Source organism: Kitasatospora azatica KCTC 9699 (genome assembly GCF_000744785.1).
GTDB classification, from domain to species: Bacteria; Actinomycetota; Actinomycetes; order Streptomycetales; family Streptomycetaceae; genus Kitasatospora; species Kitasatospora azatica.
In genome coordinates, this window is sequence record NZ_JQMO01000003.1 from 4,228,072 (window position 1) to 4,246,218 (window position 18,147).

Consider the following 18,147-nt stretch of genomic DNA (forward strand, 5'->3'; position numbering starts at 1 on the left):
CCCTCCGGCCCACGCCGGGGGGCGTTCGGCGTTCTCAGCTCGCGGTGGCGCCGGTGGCCTGCCGGTACAGCGCGAGGATCCGGTCGTCGAAGCTCACGCTGTACGAGATGTCCGGGGTGTCCCCGCCGGCCTGGTAGCCGCCGATCACCCCGACCAGCTCCCCCTGGTCGGTCAGCCACGGGCTGCCGCTGGTCCCGTCCGAGAAGCCGCCGCAGTCGAACCGCTCCTGGGTGGCGCTCTGCGCGGTGGTCCGGGCCGAGCAGGTGACCGGAGTCTCCTGGTCGAACGGGTAGCCGGTGACCGTCACCGGCAGGTCGAAGCCGCGGTTCACACCGAGCCGGTTGCCGCCGCCCACCGCTTCCTCGATCTCCCGGCCGTCGGTGGGCCGGACGGTGAGGAAGGCGACGTCGTACTCGGGGTCGGCGTCGTCCTGCCAGTGCTGGTCCACGATGATCCGGTCCACCGTCCAACTGCCCAGCGGGGTCGTGCCGTCACGGTAGCCGGGCTCGAAGGTCAGCCCGTCGATGGTGCCGGTGCCGGACTGGTAGACGCAGTGCGCGGCGGTGACCAGCAGGTTGTGCGCCGGGCTGTCGACCACGCTGGCGGTGCAGGAGCGGGCGTTGCCGCGGTCCGCGTGCCGCAGCACGCCGATCCGCCCGACCGGCCCGTTCGACGGGGCGACCACGGCGCTGAGCGAGGGCGCGGCGTGGGCCGCCCCCTGCTGCTGACCGCCGCACCCGGCGCAGGCCAGCGCACCCACCACGGCGGCGCCGAACGCCAGGATCCGCCGCAGCCCGGCCATCCCGCCACCTCTCGGTCCCTCCCGGCACGCGGTGCGCCGGACGTCGGACTCAAGATCTACCAGGCCGCGCAGGCCGGACGCCAGCCCTCCACCAGCGGATCCGGTCAGCTGGTGGCCCGGTCGTAGAGGGCCTGCACGGCGTCCCCGAAGTAGCTGCTGTAGGAGGTGTCCGGGGTGTCCCCGCCCTCCTGGTAGCCGCCGATCACGCCGACCACGGTGCCGGTCCTGGTGGTGGGGTCGAAGCCGGTCACCCAGGGGCTGCCGCTGGTGCCGCCGGTGTAGTCCGGGCAGTCGATCCGCAGTTGGGTGGGGCTCTGCTGGGTGGTGTTGTTCACACAGGTGATCGGCACGTCGGCGCTGCTCGGATAGCCGGTCAGCTTCACCGGGAGCTGGAAGCCCTTGTTGGTGCCGAGCTTGTTGGCGCCGAGCACCTGCTGCACCTGCTGGCCGCCCTGCGGCTGGACGATCGCGAAGGCCACGTCCAGGTCCGGGTTGCCGCTCCTCGCCCAGCTCTGGTCGACGGTGATCGCGGCCAGCGGCCAGACCCCGTTCGGCGCCTCGCCGCTGCGGTAGCCGGGGACGAAGACCAGATCGTCGCGCTGCCCGACCCCGGGGTCGTAGACGCAGTGCGCCGCGGTGATGATCAGGTTCTGGCCCGCGCTGTCCACCACGCTGGCGGTGCAGAAGTGGTCGCCCGAGGAGTCCTTGGTGAAGACCGCGCCGACCAGTGCGTTGAGTGTGGTGGGGGAGGCGGTACGGGTGGTGCCCTTGTGCTTGTCGAAGGCGGCCAGGAAGCGCTCACGGTTCCAGCCGGCGCCGCCGTTCGCGCTCGCCGCCGTCCCCGCGGGTGTGGTCACCCAGACCGCGCCGTTCGGCTGTTCCGCCGAGGAACCGCAGCCGACCGTCGCCGCGAGCAGCGCGACCGCCAGGCCGAGTGCCGGCTTTCGCCCCGTCATCCGACTCCCTCCACCGCTGTCCGCACCGCCCGGACCCCGGAACCGCAGCTCAGGGGCCGGGAGCGCACTCGTGGTACGCCCCCGGCGCGCACCACGGCTGATCGACCGGATATGCTGCCCGAGGCGGCCCTGCGGGGCCGTCTGTGCTGCGATGGACAGCCACTGTGGTGGCCGGTGCCGACGCGGTGAGTTCGGGGCGGTAGCTCAGCCGGTTAGAGCAGGGGACTCATAATCCCTGGGTCGTGGGTTCGAGTCCCACCCGCCCTACCTACGCTTTACGGGGTCTCGCGCGGGTCTCACCAAGGTGAACTCCGGGATTTCGGGGTCGCACCAGGGGGAATCGTAGGGCACGGGCCCGATTCTGACGGCGCGACAGGCCGCTGTTCACCCTGATGGAGAAGTGCGGCGGGTTCGGCGTTGACCGTGCTGTCGGCCGTACGGCTGAACTTCGCTGTGACAGGTTGCATGCGCATGGATGCGCCGTGTGATCGTTGCATGTGTCGAACCGCCATCACGCTCCCATGTGCTGAACAACGATGCGGCTGCTCGCGCCCTGAGTGCTGAGCCCCGCGCCCTGTCCTGAGCCCGGTCTGGAGCCCTACGGCCCGCAGGCGAGCAGGACCGGGACGGTGGGCAGCGCCAGGGCGAGCAGGCAGTAGGCGGTGCGCAGGGGGCGGGGGAGCGGGTGGACGGGGAGCAGGCGGCGGACGCGTTGGGCGGTCGCGAGGTGGCCGGCGGCGAGGGTGCCGGGCGGGGTGGCGGCGGTGGCGACCGCGCACAGGGCGGTGGCCAGGGTGTGCGGGGCGCTGTGGCGCAGGGCCCGGTCGTCGGCGGCCATCTCGATCAGCACGGGGATCTGTTCGGCCGCCGCACGGGCCAGCGGTAGGCGGGGCAGGGCCCGGCCCAGCGCTCCGGCGGCGCTGCTCGGCAGGTGGTGACGGCCACTCAGATGGGCACGCTCGTGGGCCAGCACGGCCGCGCGCTGCGGTGCGTCCAGCAGTTCGAGAGCGCCACGGGAGAGGATCACCCGACCGCCCCGGCCGGGGACGCACCAGGCGACCGCCCGCGGGTCCTCGACGGTCCACCAGGCCTCGGCGGCCTCCTGACGGGCCACCAGGTCGAGCAGCTCGCGGTGCCTGGCCCGGGCCCGGGCCGCGCGGAACCAGGCCGGGCCGACCACGGCGGCGGCCGACGCGAGCACCAGGGCGCCGATCAGCAGCGCCTGCCGGTGGCCGGTCGGCCCCTCGACCATCCGCTCGGCGTCCCGGGCCAGCCAGGTCAGTGGCGGGCCGCTGAGGTGGCCGGGCTCGGTGAGGGTGTGCACGGTCATCGCCACGGCGGTGGCGAAGGCGAGCCACAGGCTCAGCCAGAGCGCGAGCGCGGCCCGTGGCGCGCGCACGGCCCAGCGGGCCCGGGCCAGCGCCGACGGCGCGAAGCCGCCGACCCAGGTGCCGAAGAGCAGCAGCAGGAGCAGGCCGATCACGCTGCGCCGCCGTCACGCGGGGCGCCCTCGGTCAGCACTGCGCGCAGCGCGGCGGCCTGCTCGGCGTCCATGCCCTCGACGAAGAGCAGCAGCGCGGCGCGCGGGTCGTGGCTCTCGCCGAGCACCTCGCGCATCAGGTCGGCGGTGTACTCCTCGCGGCTGCGCACCGGCTGGTACAGCCAGGCGCGTCCCTCCTTGTGCCGGCGCAGTCGGCCCTTGCGGTAGAGGATGTCGGCGACCGTGGTGACGGTGGTGTAGGCGATCGGGCGGGTCCGGTTGAGGTCGTCGACCACCTCGCGCATGCTGGTCGGCCGCCCGCGGGCCCAGAGCCGCTCCATGATCTCGGTCTCCAGCTCGCCGAACCCGCGCACCGCCCCGCTCCTCTCGACCCGCTCCCCTCGCCCACTCGCCGGCCAGCCTAGCCGCAGGCCCCGGTCCAGGCCTCGGTCGCTCACCCCAGGCGTCGGTCGCTCAGTTCCAGCGTCCGGCGAGCCAGCGGGCGCCGCGCAGCAGGGCCAGCCGGCGGCGCTGGCGGCGGGAGTTGCCGCGGGCCTGGGCCGGGACCCGGCCGGGCGGGGCGCCGGCCAGCGCGGCCAACCGGCCGGCCGCGCGGGCGAGCTCGGCGAGCAGGCGGCGGCGCCGGGCGGGGTCGGTGCTGTGCAGCAGGGCGGCGTGCAGCCCCTCGATCTCGGCGACGGCGGCCGCCAGGCGAAGGTCGGCGGCGTCGGTGGACCGGTGGTCCCCCCAGTGCTTGGTCAGCGGTGTTCCCTTCCGAGTAGGTCAGCCGTAGGTGAGGCCGGCGCAGGGATCGGCGTCGGCGGGGCGGCTGTTCTGCGCGATTCCGGTGGGCAGGCCCGTGGGTGACGGGCCGGCCGATGGCGAGGCGGTGGCGGCGGCCGTGGCGGCGTAGTCGTCGCCGAGGGTGACGGTCAGCGGGACGGTCGCCTCGGCGTCGGCGCGCACGTCCGCGCCGGGGAAGTACTGGGCGAGCTGCTCGGCCTCCCCCTGGTGACCGGGGCCGTAGCCGATGGTGGTGACCGCGTGCTCGATCCCGCCGCTGCCCGCGCTGACGTCCTGGTACCCCTTGGCCCGCAGCTCGTGGACCGCCTGCAGGGACAGGCCGTAGGTGCGGGTGCCGTTCTGGACGAGGACCGGGACCGTGAGGTTGACGGCCGGGCTGGCGGAAACCGGTGCGGCGGTGCTCGGATCCGCCGGTCGGCCGGTGCTCTGGCCATCCAGTGTGCGGTCCTGGCGCAGGAGCGTCCACAGGGTATCGACGTCGGGATGGACCAGGGCGACCCGGTCTCCGGCGTACCGCCAGGGCGCGGTGACGAAGGTGATGTCGGCGAGTTTGATCGAGCGCATCGACTGGGCGAACGAGGCCAGCTTCATCGGGCTGCCGAGCGCCGGGTCGACGGTGAGCGACTTGGTCGCCGCGTCGGCGAGCGGCAGCAGCGCGGTGAGGTCGAAGCCGCGGTCCTGGATCTTCTTGATCAGGGCGCCGAGGAAGGCCTGCTGACGCTTCATCCGCCCGATGTCCGAGCCGTCGCCGATCCCGTGCCGGGCGCGGACGAAGTCCAGTGCGGACTGGCCGGCCACGTTCTGGCGGCCCTTCTTCAGGTGGATGCCGAAGCCGTTGATGTCGTTGGGGACGCAGACCGGCACCCCGCCGACCGCGGCGGTCATCGTCGCGAAGCCCTTGAAGTCGACCACGATGGTGTGGTGGACCCGCAGGCCGGTCATGGTCTCCACGGTGTTCTGGGTGCAGGCCGGGTTGCCGGTCGGGCTCGCGCCCAGCGAGAAGGCCGAGTTGAACATCTGGTCGTGCTGCGGCACGGTCCACTTGCCGTTGGGCAGCAGGCAGCGCGGGATGTCCACCAGCGAGTCGCGCGGGATCGAGACGCCGACCGCGTGCCGGTGGTCGGCGTAGACGTGCAGCAGGACGGCGGTGTCGGAGCTGCCCGCGCCGAGCTCGCCGCCGGCCAGCGTGTCGTTGCCGTTGGCCCGGCTGTCCGAGCCGAGCAGCAGGATGTTGACGGGTTGTGAGCCGCTGGCGTCGGCCGGCCCGTCCGGCGGCCGGTCGCTGGCGATTCCGGCGCTGTCGAAGATCGACAGGTTGCCGTTGAGGTGCTCGTAGAACCAGAAGCCGGCGCCGGCGGTGGCCAGGACCAGGGCGGCCGCGGTCAGCCCGGCGATCTTCGCCAGGTGGCGGCGTCGGTGCTGGGCGGCGGAGGGCTCGGGCCGTACGCTGGTGCCTTCGGGCTTGCCTCGGGCACGCTCCTTGCCGGGACGGTCGGTCATCGAAGGTCTCCGCACGGTTGCCGGTGGGCTGATGGCTCGTCAGGGCCGGTTGCCCGGTTGGGCGCCCGGGGCCTCTCTGGGGGCGACCCACTCGGATATCCGGTTGCACACTTGCGCAATTTAGCAAGTAATGGGCATGCCGCAAAACCCGGCGGCGTGGTCAAGCGGGGGATGCGGCCGTTCGGCCCAGGATCAAGCAGGCGCCAGCAGACGTCGCAGGGCGTCGGGAGGCGTCAGAAGCCGGGGGACTCGGGCTGCTGTCCGGGCGCGGGGGTCGGCGCGGAAGTCGGACCCGGCGTCGGCTGGGCCGTGCCGTGCACCGTCGCCCGGCCGTACGGCGGAGGCGTCGCGCCCGAGGACGGCGGCGCCGGCGGGGTGGCCCGCAGGTACATGGTGTCGTTGTCCGGCGGGCCCACCGGCCCACCCTGCTCGGGCACGCCGCCCTGCGCCGGTGCGCCGGCCGGTGCGGCCACGGGTGCGGCCATCGGCGCGATCGTCCCCGAGGGCTCCGGCTCGGGCTCCAGCATGGTCCGCCCGGCCGCGTCGCTCAGCTTGATCAGCAGCGCGGTGAGCAGCCAGTTCGCCATCGTCGAGGAGCCGCCGGCGGCCAGGAACGGCAGCGCCTTGCCGGTCAGCGGGATCAGCCCGGTGACCCCGCCGACCACCACGAAGACCTGCAGCGCCACCGCGCTGGCCAGGCCGGTGGCCAGCAGCTTGCCGAACGGGTCGGAGAGGCTCAGCGCGGTCTTCAGCCCGCGCTGGATGAACAGCCCGTAGACCATCAGCACGGCGATCACCCCGGCCAGGCCCAGCTCCTCGCCGATCGTGGTGAAGATGAAGTCGCTGCGCCCGGCGAAGCCGATCAGCCAGGGCCGGCCCTGGCCGAGGCCGGTGCCGGTCAGGTGGCCGGTGCCGAAGCTGAACAGCGCCTCGGCCGGCTGGTTCGAGCTGACCGCCGGGTGCGGCTGGCCGAGCGTCTTGTAGTAGTCCAGCGGGTGCAGCCAGGCCTCGACCCGGCCGTGCACGTGCGGCTCCAGGGTGCCGACCACGGTCGCCCCGCCGACCGCCATCAGCATGCCGAGCACGGTCCAGCTGGTGCGTTCGGTGGCCACGTAGAGCATCACGATGAAGACGCCGAAGAAGATCAGCGAGGTGCCCAGGTCGCGCTCGAAGATCAGCACCAGCAGGCTGATCACCCAGATCGCCAGCACCGGTCCGGCGTTGCGCCCGCGCGGCAGGCTCAGGCCCCAGATCTTGCGGCCGACCAGCGCCAGCGCGTCCCGGCTGACCATCAGATAACCCGCGAAGAAGACGCAGATCGCCAGCTTGACGAACTCGTCCGGCTCCAGCGAGATGCCGGGCAGCCGGATCCACCGCTTGGCGCCGAAGCTGTCGCCGGGGAAGAAGGCCGGCGCCATCAGCAGCACCAGCGCGCCGACCATCAGGATGTAGACGTAGCGCTGGAGGATCCGGTGGTGCTTGACCAGCACGATCAGACCCAGCGCCACGGCGACCGCGATGAAGATCCAGGTCACCTGCTGGGGTGCGGCCGGCAGCTTCTGGAAGTCGCCCTTGGCCGCGTGCACGATCTTGTAGGACTGGTCGAGCCGGTCCAGCAACACCTGGCCGAAGCCGTTGAGCAGCACCGCGCAGGGCAGGATCAGCGGATCCGCGTACCGGGCGAAGCGGCGCATCACCAGGTGCGCGACCAGGGTCAGGCCGGTGAACATGACGCCGTAGACCAGCAGCCCCTTGGGCAGCTTGCCGTTCATCGCCTCGTTGGCGTCGATGTAGGCGAAGAAGCAGACCGCCAGGGCGAGGCCCAGCAGCGCCAGCTCCACATTGCGCCGCCGGTCGGCCCCGCGTCGGCCCTCGGCCCGCTGGCTGGCCCGTTGGCTGCCTATCACACGAACTCCCCACCGGCGCGGCACTCTGGACCGGCGAATTCTCGCATGCCGAGCGGTGTGGCGGGGCCACCGGGCCGCGCAGCGGTAGTGGAGCGCGCCCTGTGCGCCCCGGGGCGGCGCGGTTAGACTGAGCGGCCACATGACCAGGGAGAGGGCGGTACGGATGACGGGCTGGACCAAGCTCGACGACCCATCCCCGCAGCTCCTGCAGCAGGCGGCGGCCTCCTTCGGCCTGCTCGCCTCCACCATGCGGCTGCACATCGTGTGGGTGCTCAGCCAGGGCGAGGCCGACGTCGGCACGCTGGCCGAGCGGGTCGGCGGCACCCTGCAGGCGGTCAGCCAGCACCTGGCCAAGCTCAAGCTGGCCGGCATCGTCTCCAACCGCCGCGAGGGCCGACGCCAGGTCTACGAGGTGGAGGACCCGCAGGTGGCGACGCTGGTCCGGCTGATGATCGAGAAGCTGGACGCCGCCCAGCCGACCCTGGGCGGCGAGGTGCGCCGGTTCCGGGGCAGCGGTGCCTGAGCGGCTGCGCTCGGTCCCGCCACCGCTTCCGGGCGGACCGGCGGACCGGCCGGCCCGGCTGAGCCGACTGCAGGCGCTGCGCGCGGTGGAGGCCTCCCCGCGCGGACTGACCGAGGCACAGGCCGAGGAGCGGCTGGCCCGGTACGGCGAGAACACCGTGCTGCCGCCGCCCGAACCGAGCGGCCCGCGGCGGGCGCTGACCGCGCTGGCCGACCCGTTCACCGCGCTGCTGACCGTGCTCAGCGCGGTCAGCGCGCTGATCGGCTCCTGGGGCGGCGCGACGATACTCGCCCTCCTGGTGACCGGCGCGGTGGCGCTGCGGCTGGCCGGCGAGCGGCGCAGCGCGGCGGCCCTGCGCGCGCTGCGGGCGTTGCTGCCGAGCACCGCGACCGTGCTGCGCCGGGCCGAGCACGGTGACCTGCCGCTGGCCCGGGAACTGCCCGCCGACCAGTTGGTGCCGGGCGACGTGGTGCGGCTGAGCTGGGGCGACGCGGTGCCCGCCGACCTGCGGCTGCTGCGCGCCGAGGGGCTGACGGTGGATCAGTCAGCGCTCACCGGGGAGAGCGAGCCGGTCGCCCGCACCGCCCCCGACCTGCCGCCGCAGGCTGCCACGGACAGCCCGTTCGAGGAGCCGCACCTGCTCTTCGCGGGCAGCACGGTGGTCACCGGCAGCGCCACCGCGCTGGTCCTGGCCACCGGCGCCACCACCCGCTTCGGCGCCGCCCACCGCCCGCTCACGGCGCCCGGGCCCGGCCCCAGGTCCGCCGTCGAGCGGGGTGTCCGGCGGGCGGTGCGCGCGCTGATCGGGTTCATGGTCGCCGCCGTCCCGGCCACCGTGGCCGCCGACACGCTGCTGCACGGGTGGAGCCGCACGCTGCTGCCGTTCGCGGTGGCGGCGGCCGTCGGGCTGACGCCGGAGCTGCTGCCGCTGGTGGTCAGTTCGGTGCTGGCCCGCGGCAGCCGGGAGCTCGCCCGGACCGGGCTGCTGGTGCGCCGACTGCCGACGGTCGGCGAGCTGGGCGCGCTGGACGTGCTCTGCCTGGACAAGACCGGCACCCTGACCAGCGGCGAGCTCGCCGTGGTCGGCGGCCTCGACCCGGCGGGCCGGCCCGACCCGGAGCCGCTGCGTCGGGCCGCGCAGCTCGCCGAGGCCGCCCTGCTGGAGGCCGAGCCCGGGCTGCTCGACCCGCTGGACGAGGCGCTGCTGACCGCCGCCGACCGGGCCGGGCTGCTCGACGGCCCGTCCCCGGTGGTGCAGCAGCTGCTGCCGTTCGACCCGGCCAATCGCTGTTCCGGCGCGGTGCTGCGCACGACGGGCCGTCAGACCCTGCTGGTCAAGGGCGCCCCGGAGGCGGTGCTGGCCCGGTGCACGGAGCTGGACGAGTCGCAGCGCGCCGCCCTGGAGGAGCTGGTCGCCGACCGCACCGGCCAGGGCCTGCGGCTGCTCGCGGTGGCCCGCGCCGAACGGACCGCGCGGCTCGGCGGGTTTGCGGCCGACGCCCCGCTGACCCTGCTCGGCTTCGTCGCGGTGCGCGAGGAGCCGGTGGACTCCGCGGCCGCCGCACTCGCCCTGCTCGCCGACCTCGGCGTCACGCCGACCGTGCTGACGGGTGATCACCCGCGGACCGCGCTGCGGCTCTGCGAGCAGCTCGGGCTCACGGTGCGGCGGGTGCTGCTCGGCGCCGAGCTGGCCGCACTGGAGGACGGCGCACTGGCCGCCGCCGTGGCCGAGGGGGCGGTCTTCGCCCGCTGCGACCCGGAGCAGAAGGCCCGGGTGGTGCACGCGCTGCGACGGACCGGACGGACCGTCGGCTTCCTCGGCGACGGCGTCAACGACGTCCCCGCGCTGCGCGCCGCCGACGTCGGGATCGCCACCGCGGGAGCGGTCGGCGCCGCCCGGGCCTGGGCCGACCTGCAGCTCGGCGACGGCGATCTGGCGAGCGCCGGGCGCGCCCTGGTGGCGGGCCGGGAGGCGGTCGCGCGGGTGGCCGCCTATCTGCGGATAGCGCTCTCCTGCAACCTCGGCAACGCCCTCTCGATGCTGGCCGGCGGGGTGCTGCTGCCGTTCCTTCCGATGCTGCCCGCGCAGGTGCTGCTGCAGAACCTCTGCTTCGACGCGGCCCAGCTCTCCTTCGCGGTGAGCGGGCGGTCACTGGGCCCGGCGGAGCGACCGGTGCGGCTGCCCTGGGGTGCGCTGGCGGGCTTCGCGGCGGTCTTCGGTCTGCTCAACTCGGTCTCGGACATCGCGCTCTTCGAGGCGATGAGCCGAGCCGCCGACGGCTTCCACGGCCCGGGCGCGGCGGCGGTCTTCCACACCGCCTGGTTCACCGAGAACCTGCTGACCCAGGCACTGGCGCTGCCGGTGCTCTACTGCCTGAGCAGCACGGTCAGGCTGCGCCCGCCGCGTCCGGTCTGGTGCGCGGCGGCCGCCCTCGCGCTGGTCGGCGTGCTGCTGCCGCTCGGCCCGCTCGGCCGGGCACTGGGCTTCGGCCCGCTGCCGACCGAGGCCTACGGGCCGCTTGGGCTGGTCGTGCTCTGCTACGCGGTGCTGCTGTGCGCGGGTCGCGCGTTCTGGCGAGCCCTGATGCGGCGTCGCGCCTGACCGGTGGTCGGCCCGGACGGACTGCGCTACGCGCCGGCCCCCGTGAGCATCCGCTGCAGGAGGTCGCGCAGGGTGCGGCGCTCGTCGTCGGCCAGGGCGGCCAGCGGCTCGCGGGCGAAGTTCAGCGATTCGCGCAGCTCCGCGGAGGCGCCCTGGCCGGATTCGGTGGCGGCGACCAGCTTGACCCGGCGGTCCTGCGGGTCGGCCTCCCGGGTGACGAAACCGCGCAGCTCCAGGCGGTCGACGATGCCGGTGATGTTGGACGGTTCGCAGCTCAGCGTCTGGGCGATCTGGCGCATCGGCATCGGCCCGCGGCGCAGCAGCGCCAGCACCTTGGCCTGGGCACCGGTGAGCGAGCGGGCGGCGGCCGCCTCCTCGTACTCGCGGTGGAAGAGCGCGACCAGGCCCGCCATGAGGTCGACCACCTCACGGGTGAGCTCGTCGGTCGCACCGGGGGTGGTTGCGGGCTCTGTCTCCAAGCGCTCCATGGGAACGAGTCTACCTGAATATTTGACAATCTGAACCTTTCAGGTCCAGTGTTGCTTCAGTAACTCAACCTTTCAGGTCAGGAGCATGTCCCATGGCAGTGCAGCCCGTGCCCGCCACCGCCCGCGAGTGGCACCTCAAGGCCCGTCCGAACGGCTGGCCCGTCCCCACCGACGTCGAGCTGGTCGAGGCACCGGTGCGCGCGCCGGAGCCCGGCGAGGTGCTGGTTCGCAACGCCTACCTGTCGGTCGACCCGTACATGCGCGGCCGGATGAACGACGTGAAGTCGTACACCCCGCCGTTCCAGCTGGGCAAGGCGATGGAAGGCGGCGCGGTCGGCCACGTGGTGGCCTCCGCCGCCGAGGGCTACGAGGTCGGTGACGCCGTGCTGCACTTCGGCGGCTGGCGCGAGTACGCCACCGTCCCGGCGCAGCACGCCGTCAAGGTGGACGAGGCGCACGCCCCGCTCTCCTACTACCTCGGCGTCCTCGGCATGCCCGGACTGACCGCCTACGCGGGCCTGTTGGAGGTCGGCGCGTTCAAGCAGGGCGACACCGTCTTCGTCTCCGGCGCGGCCGGCGCGGTCGGTTCGCTGGTCGGCCAGATCGCCAAGCTCAAGGGCGCCTCCCTGGTGGTCGGTTCGGCCGGCTCGGCGGAGAAGGTGGCCACGCTGACCGGGGAGTTCGGCTTCGACGCGGCCTTCAACTACAAGGACGCCCCGGTCCACGAGCAGCTCGCCAAGGCCGCGCCCGAGGGCATCGACCTGTACTTCGACAACGTCGGCGGCGACCACCTGGAGGCCGCCATCTCCGCGCTCAACGTGCACGGCAGGGCGGTGCTCTGCGGCGCGATCGCGCAGTACAACGACACCGGCGCGCCGGTCGGCCCGCGCAACCTGGCGCTGGCGATCGGCAAGCGGTTGCGCCTGGAGGGCATGCTGGTCGGCGACCACGCCGCGCTGCAGGGGCAGTTCGTCACCGAGGTCGCGGGCTGGCTGAAGGACGGCAGCCTGAAGTACGAGGAGACCGTGGTGGACGGCATCGAGCACACCATGGACGCCTTCCTCGGCCTGCTGCACGGCAGCAACACCGGCAAGATGGTTGTCCGGCTGGCCTCCTGAGCAGTCCTCGGACCAGCGCGCCCCGGCGGACCCCCAAGGTCCGCCGGGGCGCGCGGCGTTGTGGCGCGCGACCCCCGCAGACGGATTCAGGCCCGTTCCGACGGAGCGTCAGACGGCCCCGGGTGCGGCGCGATAGCGTGGCCGCACCGCCGCTGCGCCACCGGATGGGGCCGTTCGGGGGAGAGATCCCGATCAGGGGTAGACCTCTTCCCGGAACTGACTACCATGGTTGAAGCCTGTCCGTTTTGCTCAAGTTAGTTACCTATTGTCGATTGACCCTGAGCAGTTGACTGACCTGAGCACCGAACGGGCAGGAGTCGAGCCAAGTGGCGCCCAGGACCAACCGGCCACCGGCACGAGGCAGCTGGGGAAGGCGACCCTCGTCCACAGCCTGGAGGTCCCGGTGACGACACGTGGAGTCCTGTACATCCACTCCGCGCCCCGCGCGCTGTGCCCGCACGTCGAATGGGCGGTGGCGGGCGTGCTAGGCGTGCGGGTCAGCCTTGACTGGATCCGCCAGCCGGCGGCTCCCGGCCAGTGGCGCTCGGAGTTCTCCTGGCAGGGGGAGGTGGGCACGGCGTCCAAGCTCGCCTCCGCGCTGCGCGGTTGGCAGTTGATGCGCTACGAGGTGACCAGCGAGCCCTGCGCCACCGCCGAGGGCGAGCGCTACAGCAGCACCCCGACGCTGGGCATCTTCCACGCCGTCACCGGCATGCACGGGGACATCCTGATCCCCGAGGACCGGCTGCGCGCGGTGCTGCTGCGGGCCCGCAGCGAGGGCACCGACCTGGAGGCCGAGCTGTCCCGGCTGCTCGGCAAGCCCTGGGACGACGAGTTGGAGCCGTTCCGCTACGCCGGTGAGGGCGCGCCGGTGCGCTGGCTGCACCAGGTGGTCTGACAGTCCGACAGAGCAGGGCGGCCTCCCGAGGGAGACCGCCCTGCTCAAGCCGCTGCCGAACGAGCGTCAGACGCTGCCGGACGAGCGTCAGACGCTGCCGGACGAGCGTCAGACGCTGCCGGACGAGCGTCAGACGCTGCGGAAGGCCAGCACCACGTTGTGGCCGCCGAAGCCGAAGGAGTTGTTCAGCGCGGCGATCTGCCCGGCCGGCAGCTCGCGCGGCTCGAACCGGACGATGTCGGCGTCGACCTCGTCGTCCAGGTCCTCCACGTTGATCGTCGGCGGGGCCAGACGGTGGTAGAGCGAGAGCACGGTGGCGACCGTCTCGATGCCGCCGGCGCCGCCCAGCAGGTGGCCGGTCATCGACTTGGTGGCCGAGATCGCGACGTGGTTCAGGTGCTCGCCGAGCTCCTTGCGCAGCGCCTTGATCTCCGCGACATCACCCTGCGGGGTGGAGGTGGCGTGCGCGTTGACGTGCACCACCTCGGCCTTGTCCAGGCCGGTCGACTCGAACAGGTGGGCCAGCGCACGGGCCACGCCGGAGCCGGTCGGCTCGGGCTGGGCGATGTGGTGGGCGTCCGAGGAGAGACCCTGGCCGACCGCCTCGCAGTAGACCCGGGCTCCGCGCTTGGCCGCGTGCTCGGCCGACTCCAGGACCACCACGCCGGCGCCCTCGCCCAGCACGAAGCCGTCGCGGGCCTTGTCGTAGGGGCGGGAGGCGCGCTGCGGCTCGTCGTTGTTCTTGGACATGGCCATCATGTTGGCGAAGGCCACGATCGGCAGCGGGTGGATCGCCGCCTCGGTGCCGCCGGCCACCACCACGTCGGCGCGGCCGGTGCGGATCATCTCGATCGCGTAGCCGATCGCCTCGGCGCCGGAGGCGCAGGCGGAGACGGGGGTGTGCACGCCGGCCCGGGCACCGACCTCGATGCCCACGTTGGCGGAGGGGCTGTTGGGCATGAGCATCGGCACGGTGTGCGGGGACACCTTGCGAACGCCCTTCTCCTTCAGCACGTCGTACTGGTCGAGCAGGGTGGTCACGCCGCCGATGCCGGAGGCGATCACGGCGCCGAGGCGCTCGGGGGCCAGCTCGGAGGCCTCGTCGGTGGCCGCCACCTGGTAGCCGGCGTCGGCCCAGGCCTCACGGGCGGCGATCAGCGCGAACTGGGCCGAGCGGTCCAGCTTGCGGGTCAGCGGTCGGGGCAGCACCTCGGCCGGGTCGACGGCCGTGCGCGCGGCGATCCGCACCGGCAGGTCGGCCGCCCACTCCTCCTCCAGCGCACGCACGCCGGACCGGCCGGCGAGCAGTCCCTCCCAGGTGGAGGCGGCGTCGCCGCCCAGCGGCGTGAAGGCGCCGATACCCGTGACTACCACGGTGCGGTTTTCAGTGGTCACTGGTCTGTCTTCTCTCACTGTGCAGGGTGGGGGCCTGGGTTGGCCGGGGGCCGTAGGAGGAGGGGGTTCCCCCGGGGAGCGGTCGGCTCCCCGGGGGAGGGTGCATCAGCTGTTGGCGAGGATGTAGTCCACCGCGTCGCCGACGGTCTTCAGGTTCTTGACCTCGTCGTCCGGGATCTTGACGTCGAAGCGCTCCTCAGCAGCCACGACGACCTCGACCATGGACAGCGAGTCGACGTCCAGGTCGTCGGTGAAGGACTTGTCGGACTCGACGTCCTCGGTCGGGATCCCGGCGATCTCGTTGACGATCTCAGCGAGACCTTCCAGGATCTCTTCCTTGCTAGCCATCTTGGCTGCTCCTCATCGGTGATTGCCGGCGCCCCGCGGAGTGCGCGGCGCCTGTTGACGGTACGTAAGGCGCTTTTGGTGCCTAAGGGAGGGTAACGACTGCCGCGGCGTAGACCAGACCCGCCCCGAACCCGATGATCAGGGCGAGGTCTCCGCTCTTGGCCTCACCGCTCTCCAGCATCCGCTCCATGGCCAGCGGAATGGAGGCCGCGGAGGTGTTGCCGGTCTCGGCGATGTCGCGGGCGACCGGCACCGAGTCGGGCAGCTTGAGGGCCTTGATCATGGCATCGGTGATCCGCATGTTGGCCTGGTGCGGGATGAACGCGCCGAGCTGGTCGGCGGTGATCCCGGCCGCGTCCAGGGCCTGCTGGGCCACCTTGGCCATCTCCCAGACCGCCCAGCGGAAGACCGGCTGGCCGTCCATCCGCAGGGCGGGCCACTTGATCTCCGCGCCCGGGCCGTTGACGGCGTCGGGCTTGGCGAAGGCGGTGTCCCAGGCCTCGGTCTGGGTGATGACGTCCTTCTGCGAGGCGTCCGAACCCCAGATCACCTTGCCGATGCCGGGCGTGTCGGACGGGCCGACGACGGCCGCGCCGGCGCCGTCGCCGAAGATGAAGGCGGTGGAGCGGTCGCTCTTGTCGGTCAGGTCACTGAGCCGCTCGACGCCGATCACCAGCACGTACTCGGCGCTGCCGCCGCGGATCATGCCGTCGGCCAGGCTCAGGCCGTAGCCGAAGCCGGCGCAGGCGGCCGAGATGTCGAAGGCCGGCGCGGTGCCGCAGCCGAGCCGCAGCGCGATCTCGGTGGCGATCGCCGGGGTCTGCTTGAAGTGCGAGACGGTGGCCACGATCACGCCGCCGATCTGCGCCGGATCGATGCCCGCCTGCGCGATCGCCTTGCCGGCGGCCTGCACCGACATCTCGGAGACGGTCTCCTCGGGGCCGGCCCAGCGCCGCTCGGTGATGCCGCTGCGGGTGCGGATCCACTCGTCCGAGGACTCGATCCAGGTGAGCACCTCGGAGTTGGGGATCACCCGGACCGGGCGGTACCCGCCGACACCGTGGATGCGGGAGTAGGAGGCGCCGCCGGCGGGGCGGATCTGCGGTGCTTCGGTCATGCGGCGTTCTCCTCACCGGTGTGCTCGGCCACCAGCTCACGGGCCTTCTCGAGGTCGGCCGGGGTCTTCAGGGCGAACGTGGCGATGCCCTTGACGTTGCGCTTGAGCAGGCCGGTCAGGGTGCCAGCCGGTGCCACCTCGATCACGCAGGTGGCGCCCAGCTGCTGGATGGTCTCCATGCACAGGTCCCAGCGGACCGGGTTGGAGACCTGCGAGACCAGGCGGGCCAGCACCTCGGCGCCGGACTGCACGACCTCGCCGTCCTTGTTGGAGACGTACCCGACCGACGGGTCCGCCACCGTGAGGGTCGGGGCCAGCTCGGCCAGCCGCTTGACGCCCGGCTCCATGTGGTGGGTGTGGAAGGCACCGGCCACCTTGAGCGGGATCAGCTTGGCCCGTCCCGGCGGGTCGGCCTTCAGCGCCGCCAGCTGGTCCAGGGTGCCGGCCGCGACGATCTGGCCGCCGCCGTTGTTGTTCGCGGCGGTCAGGCCCAGCTCGGCCAGCTTGGCCGCGACCTCCTCCGGCTCGCCGCCGAGCAGGGCGGTCATGCCGGTCTCGGTGACGGCGGCGGCCTCGGCCATCGCGCGGCCGCGCTCACGGACGAAGGTCAGGGCGTCGGTGGCGCCCAGCACCCCGGCGAGAGCCGCGGCGGTGATCTCACCGACGCTGTGGCCGGCCACGGCGCCGACCAGCTTGCGGACCGCCTCCTCCTCGGGCAGCAGCGCGCGAGTGGTGACCAGGCCGGCGGCGACCAGCAGCGGCTGGGCGACGGCGGTGTCCTTGATCTCCTCCTCGGAGGCCTCGGTCCCGTAGTGCACCAGATCGATCCCGGCCACCTCGGACCAGCCGCGCAGCTGGTCGGCAACGCCGTCCAGCTCGAGCCAGGGGCTGAGGAATCCGGGAGTCTGGGCACCCTGTCCAGGGGCGACGATAACGAGCACGGTTCAACCCTCTCTCGCCAGGCGCCCGTGGGCGGGTAGGCGACGGTAACGAAGAAAAGCAGCGCGGATTGTGGAGTCTCTACAGGATGACCGAATCAGTCCGAGGTCGACTCGAGCCTGCCCAGAGCCAGCGCGATGCGGAGCGTGAACGCCGAACGCACGTCCGACGGAGCGTAGCCCGTGACGTCTGTCACACGACGCAGCCGGTAGCGCACGGTGTTCGGGTGGACGAAAAGCATCCGGGCCGCGCCCTCGAGCGAGGAAGCCTGCTCCAGGTAGACACTCAGCGTCTCCAGGAGTGCCGAGCCGGCCTCGTCCAGCGGTGTGTAGATCTCCTCCACCAACTGACGTCGTGCCACCTGATCACCCGCCAGCGCGCGCTCGGGCAGCAGGTCGTCGGCCAGCACCGGGCGCGGGGCGTCCGGCCAGGCCGCGCAGGCCTTCAACCCGGCCGCCGCGGCATGGGCCGAGCGGGTGGCCGAGAGCAGGTCGCCCACCGTCGGGCCGACCACCACCGGGCCGGGAGCGAACTGCCCGATCAGCGCGCGGGCGGCGTGCACCGGCTCCTTGTCGCCGCCGACCACCACCACCAGCCGCTTGCCCAGCACCCCGGTCAGCACGTGCAGCCGGGCGTACCTGGCGGCCCGGCGGATCGCCTCCACCACCGCCTCGCTGTCCCCGTCCGGGGCGCTGCCCATCACCACCCGCACCTGGCTGGGCTGACCCCAGCCGAGCGCGGCGGCCCGGGACAGCACGCCCTCGTCGGCATCGCCGGAGAGCAGCGAGTTCACCACCAGGGCCTCGAGCCGGGCGTCCCAGGCACCGCGGGCCTCCGCCGCCTGGGCGTAGACCTGGGCGGTGGCGAAGGCGATCTCGCGGGCGTAGACGAGCACCGACTCGCGCATCCCGTCCTCGTCGCCGGGCGCCGCGACCTCCGGGATCGCCTCCTCCATCACCTCGATGGTGGTGCGGATCAGCTCCACGGTCTGGCGCAGCGTGATCGCCCGGGTGAGCTCCTTCGGCGCGGTGCCGAACACGTCGGTGCTGATCGCCTGCGGGGCCTCCGGGTGGCGGTACCACTCGGTGAAGGCGGCGATACCGGCCTGGGCGACCAGGCCGATCCAGGAACGGTGCTCGGGCGGCATCCGCCGGTACCAGCCGAGCTGGTCGTCCATCCGGGCGATGGCCGCAGTGGCCAGCTTCCCGGCCGACTTCTCCAGCCGCCGGAGGGTGGCGGCGCGCAGTTCGACGCGCTCGGCCGCCAGGCG

Annotated in this window: 17 protein-coding genes and 1 tRNA gene; 5 read left to right on the top strand and 13 right to left on the bottom strand. The window is 73.0% G+C overall.

What is annotated here, in order from left to right; genetic code table 11:
- Nucleotides 1–34: 34 nt before the first annotated feature.
- Both BR98_RS29445 and BR98_RS29450 read right to left on the bottom strand, forming a co-directional pair.
- A complete protein-coding gene (locus BR98_RS29445; protein ID WP_051970364.1) occupies nucleotides 35–802 on the bottom strand; it encodes a trypsin-like serine peptidase in 768 nt (255 codons plus the stop codon).
- Between the two features lie 104 nt (nucleotides 803–906).
- On the bottom strand, nucleotides 907–1,758 hold the full coding sequence (locus tag BR98_RS29450) for a trypsin-like serine peptidase (protein WP_035849415.1): 852 nt from the start codon (nucleotides 1,756–1,758) through the stop codon (nucleotides 907–909).
- Between the two features lie 193 nt (nucleotides 1,759–1,951).
- Here BR98_RS29450 and BR98_RS29455 point away from each other — a divergent pair.
- A tRNA-Ile gene (locus tag BR98_RS29455) sits at nucleotides 1,952–2,025 on the top strand.
- Between the two features lie 331 nt (nucleotides 2,026–2,356).
- Here the strand turns inward: BR98_RS29455 and BR98_RS29460 are convergent.
- The 5 genes from BR98_RS29460 to BR98_RS29475 all read right to left on the bottom strand — a co-directional run bounded on the left by BR98_RS29460 (nucleotide 2,357) and on the right by BR98_RS29475 (nucleotide 7,449).
- On the bottom strand, nucleotides 2,357–3,241 hold the full coding sequence (locus BR98_RS29460) for a M56 family metallopeptidase (RefSeq protein WP_051970366.1): 885 nt from the start codon (nucleotides 3,239–3,241) through the stop codon (nucleotides 2,357–2,359).
- The gene (locus BR98_RS29465; RefSeq protein ID WP_035849424.1) at nucleotides 3,238–3,612 is read right to left on the bottom strand and encodes a BlaI/MecI/CopY family transcriptional regulator; all 375 of its coding nucleotides are present in this window, start codon (nucleotides 3,610–3,612) and stop codon (nucleotides 3,238–3,240) included. The genes BR98_RS29460 and BR98_RS29465 overlap by 4 nt, the downstream gene beginning before the upstream one ends.
- 100 nt (nucleotides 3,613–3,712) lie before the next feature.
- A complete protein-coding gene (locus tag BR98_RS42140; RefSeq protein ID WP_267886097.1) occupies nucleotides 3,713–3,838 on the bottom strand; it encodes a hypothetical protein in 126 nt (41 codons plus the stop codon).
- A 183-nt stretch (nucleotides 3,839–4,021) separates the two neighbouring features.
- Nucleotides 4,022–5,542 (bottom strand): LCP family protein, encoded by a 1,521-nt coding sequence (locus BR98_RS29470; RefSeq protein WP_035849427.1) that lies wholly within the window; start codon nucleotides 5,540–5,542, stop codon nucleotides 4,022–4,024.
- Nucleotides 5,543–5,775: 233 nt separating this feature from the next.
- Complete coding sequence (locus BR98_RS29475) at nucleotides 5,776–7,449, bottom strand: FtsW/RodA/SpoVE family cell cycle protein (protein ID WP_063774856.1); 1,674 nt, start codon at nucleotides 7,447–7,449, stop codon at nucleotides 5,776–5,778.
- 139 nt (nucleotides 7,450–7,588) lie between these two features.
- On the opposite strand from BR98_RS29475, the gene BR98_RS29480 reads away from it, so the two are divergent.
- Nucleotides 7,589–7,972, top strand: coding sequence for an ArsR/SmtB family transcription factor (locus tag BR98_RS29480; protein ID WP_232247661.1), 384 nt, complete (start codon nucleotides 7,589–7,591; stop codon nucleotides 7,970–7,972).
- The gene (locus BR98_RS29485) at nucleotides 7,965–10,574 is read left to right on the top strand and encodes an HAD-IC family P-type ATPase (RefSeq protein WP_063774857.1); all 2,610 of its coding nucleotides are present in this window, start codon (nucleotides 7,965–7,967) and stop codon (nucleotides 10,572–10,574) included. The genes BR98_RS29480 and BR98_RS29485 overlap by 8 nt, the downstream gene beginning before the upstream one ends.
- A gap of 26 nt (nucleotides 10,575–10,600) precedes the next feature.
- Here BR98_RS29485 and BR98_RS29490 read toward each other — a convergent pair whose 3' ends face one another.
- Complete coding sequence (locus BR98_RS29490) at nucleotides 10,601–11,062, bottom strand: MarR family winged helix-turn-helix transcriptional regulator (protein ID WP_051971215.1); 462 nt, start codon at nucleotides 11,060–11,062, stop codon at nucleotides 10,601–10,603.
- 92 nt (nucleotides 11,063–11,154) lie between these two features.
- Between BR98_RS29490 and BR98_RS29495 the strand changes: the two genes are divergently transcribed.
- Both BR98_RS29495 and BR98_RS29500 read left to right on the top strand, forming a co-directional pair.
- Nucleotides 11,155–12,180 carry an NADP-dependent oxidoreductase gene (locus tag BR98_RS29495; protein ID WP_035849432.1) on the top strand — a complete coding sequence of 342 codons (1,026 nt, stop codon included), beginning with the start codon at nucleotides 11,155–11,157 and terminating at the stop codon, nucleotides 12,178–12,180.
- A gap of 403 nt (nucleotides 12,181–12,583) precedes the next feature.
- A complete protein-coding gene (locus BR98_RS29500; RefSeq protein WP_035854304.1) occupies nucleotides 12,584–13,078 on the top strand; it encodes a DUF3145 domain-containing protein in 495 nt (164 codons plus the stop codon).
- A gap of 129 nt (nucleotides 13,079–13,207) precedes the next feature.
- Here BR98_RS29500 and fabF read toward each other — a convergent pair whose 3' ends face one another.
- The 5 genes from fabF to BR98_RS29525 form a co-directional block, all read right to left on the bottom strand.
- Entirely contained in the window at nucleotides 13,208–14,473 is a 1,266-nt protein-coding gene (gene fabF, locus BR98_RS29505) for a beta-ketoacyl-ACP synthase II (RefSeq protein WP_035849435.1), read from the bottom strand.
- A gap of 105 nt (nucleotides 14,474–14,578) precedes the next feature.
- Entirely contained in the window at nucleotides 14,579–14,821 is a 243-nt protein-coding gene (locus tag BR98_RS29510; protein ID WP_035849438.1) for an acyl carrier protein, read from the bottom strand.
- An 82-nt stretch (nucleotides 14,822–14,903) separates the two neighbouring features.
- A complete protein-coding gene (locus tag BR98_RS29515) occupies nucleotides 14,904–15,938 on the bottom strand; it encodes a beta-ketoacyl-ACP synthase III (protein WP_035849441.1) in 1,035 nt (344 codons plus the stop codon).
- Nucleotides 15,935–16,879, bottom strand: coding sequence for an ACP S-malonyltransferase (locus BR98_RS29520; protein WP_035849444.1), 945 nt, complete (start codon nucleotides 16,877–16,879; stop codon nucleotides 15,935–15,937). The genes BR98_RS29515 and BR98_RS29520 overlap by 4 nt, the downstream gene beginning before the upstream one ends.
- Before the next feature lie 95 nt (nucleotides 16,880–16,974).
- The gene (locus tag BR98_RS29525) at nucleotides 16,975–18,144 is read right to left on the bottom strand and encodes a PucR family transcriptional regulator (RefSeq protein WP_035854305.1); all 1,170 of its coding nucleotides are present in this window, start codon (nucleotides 18,142–18,144) and stop codon (nucleotides 16,975–16,977) included.
- Between the last annotated feature and the right edge of the window lie 3 nt (nucleotides 18,145–18,147).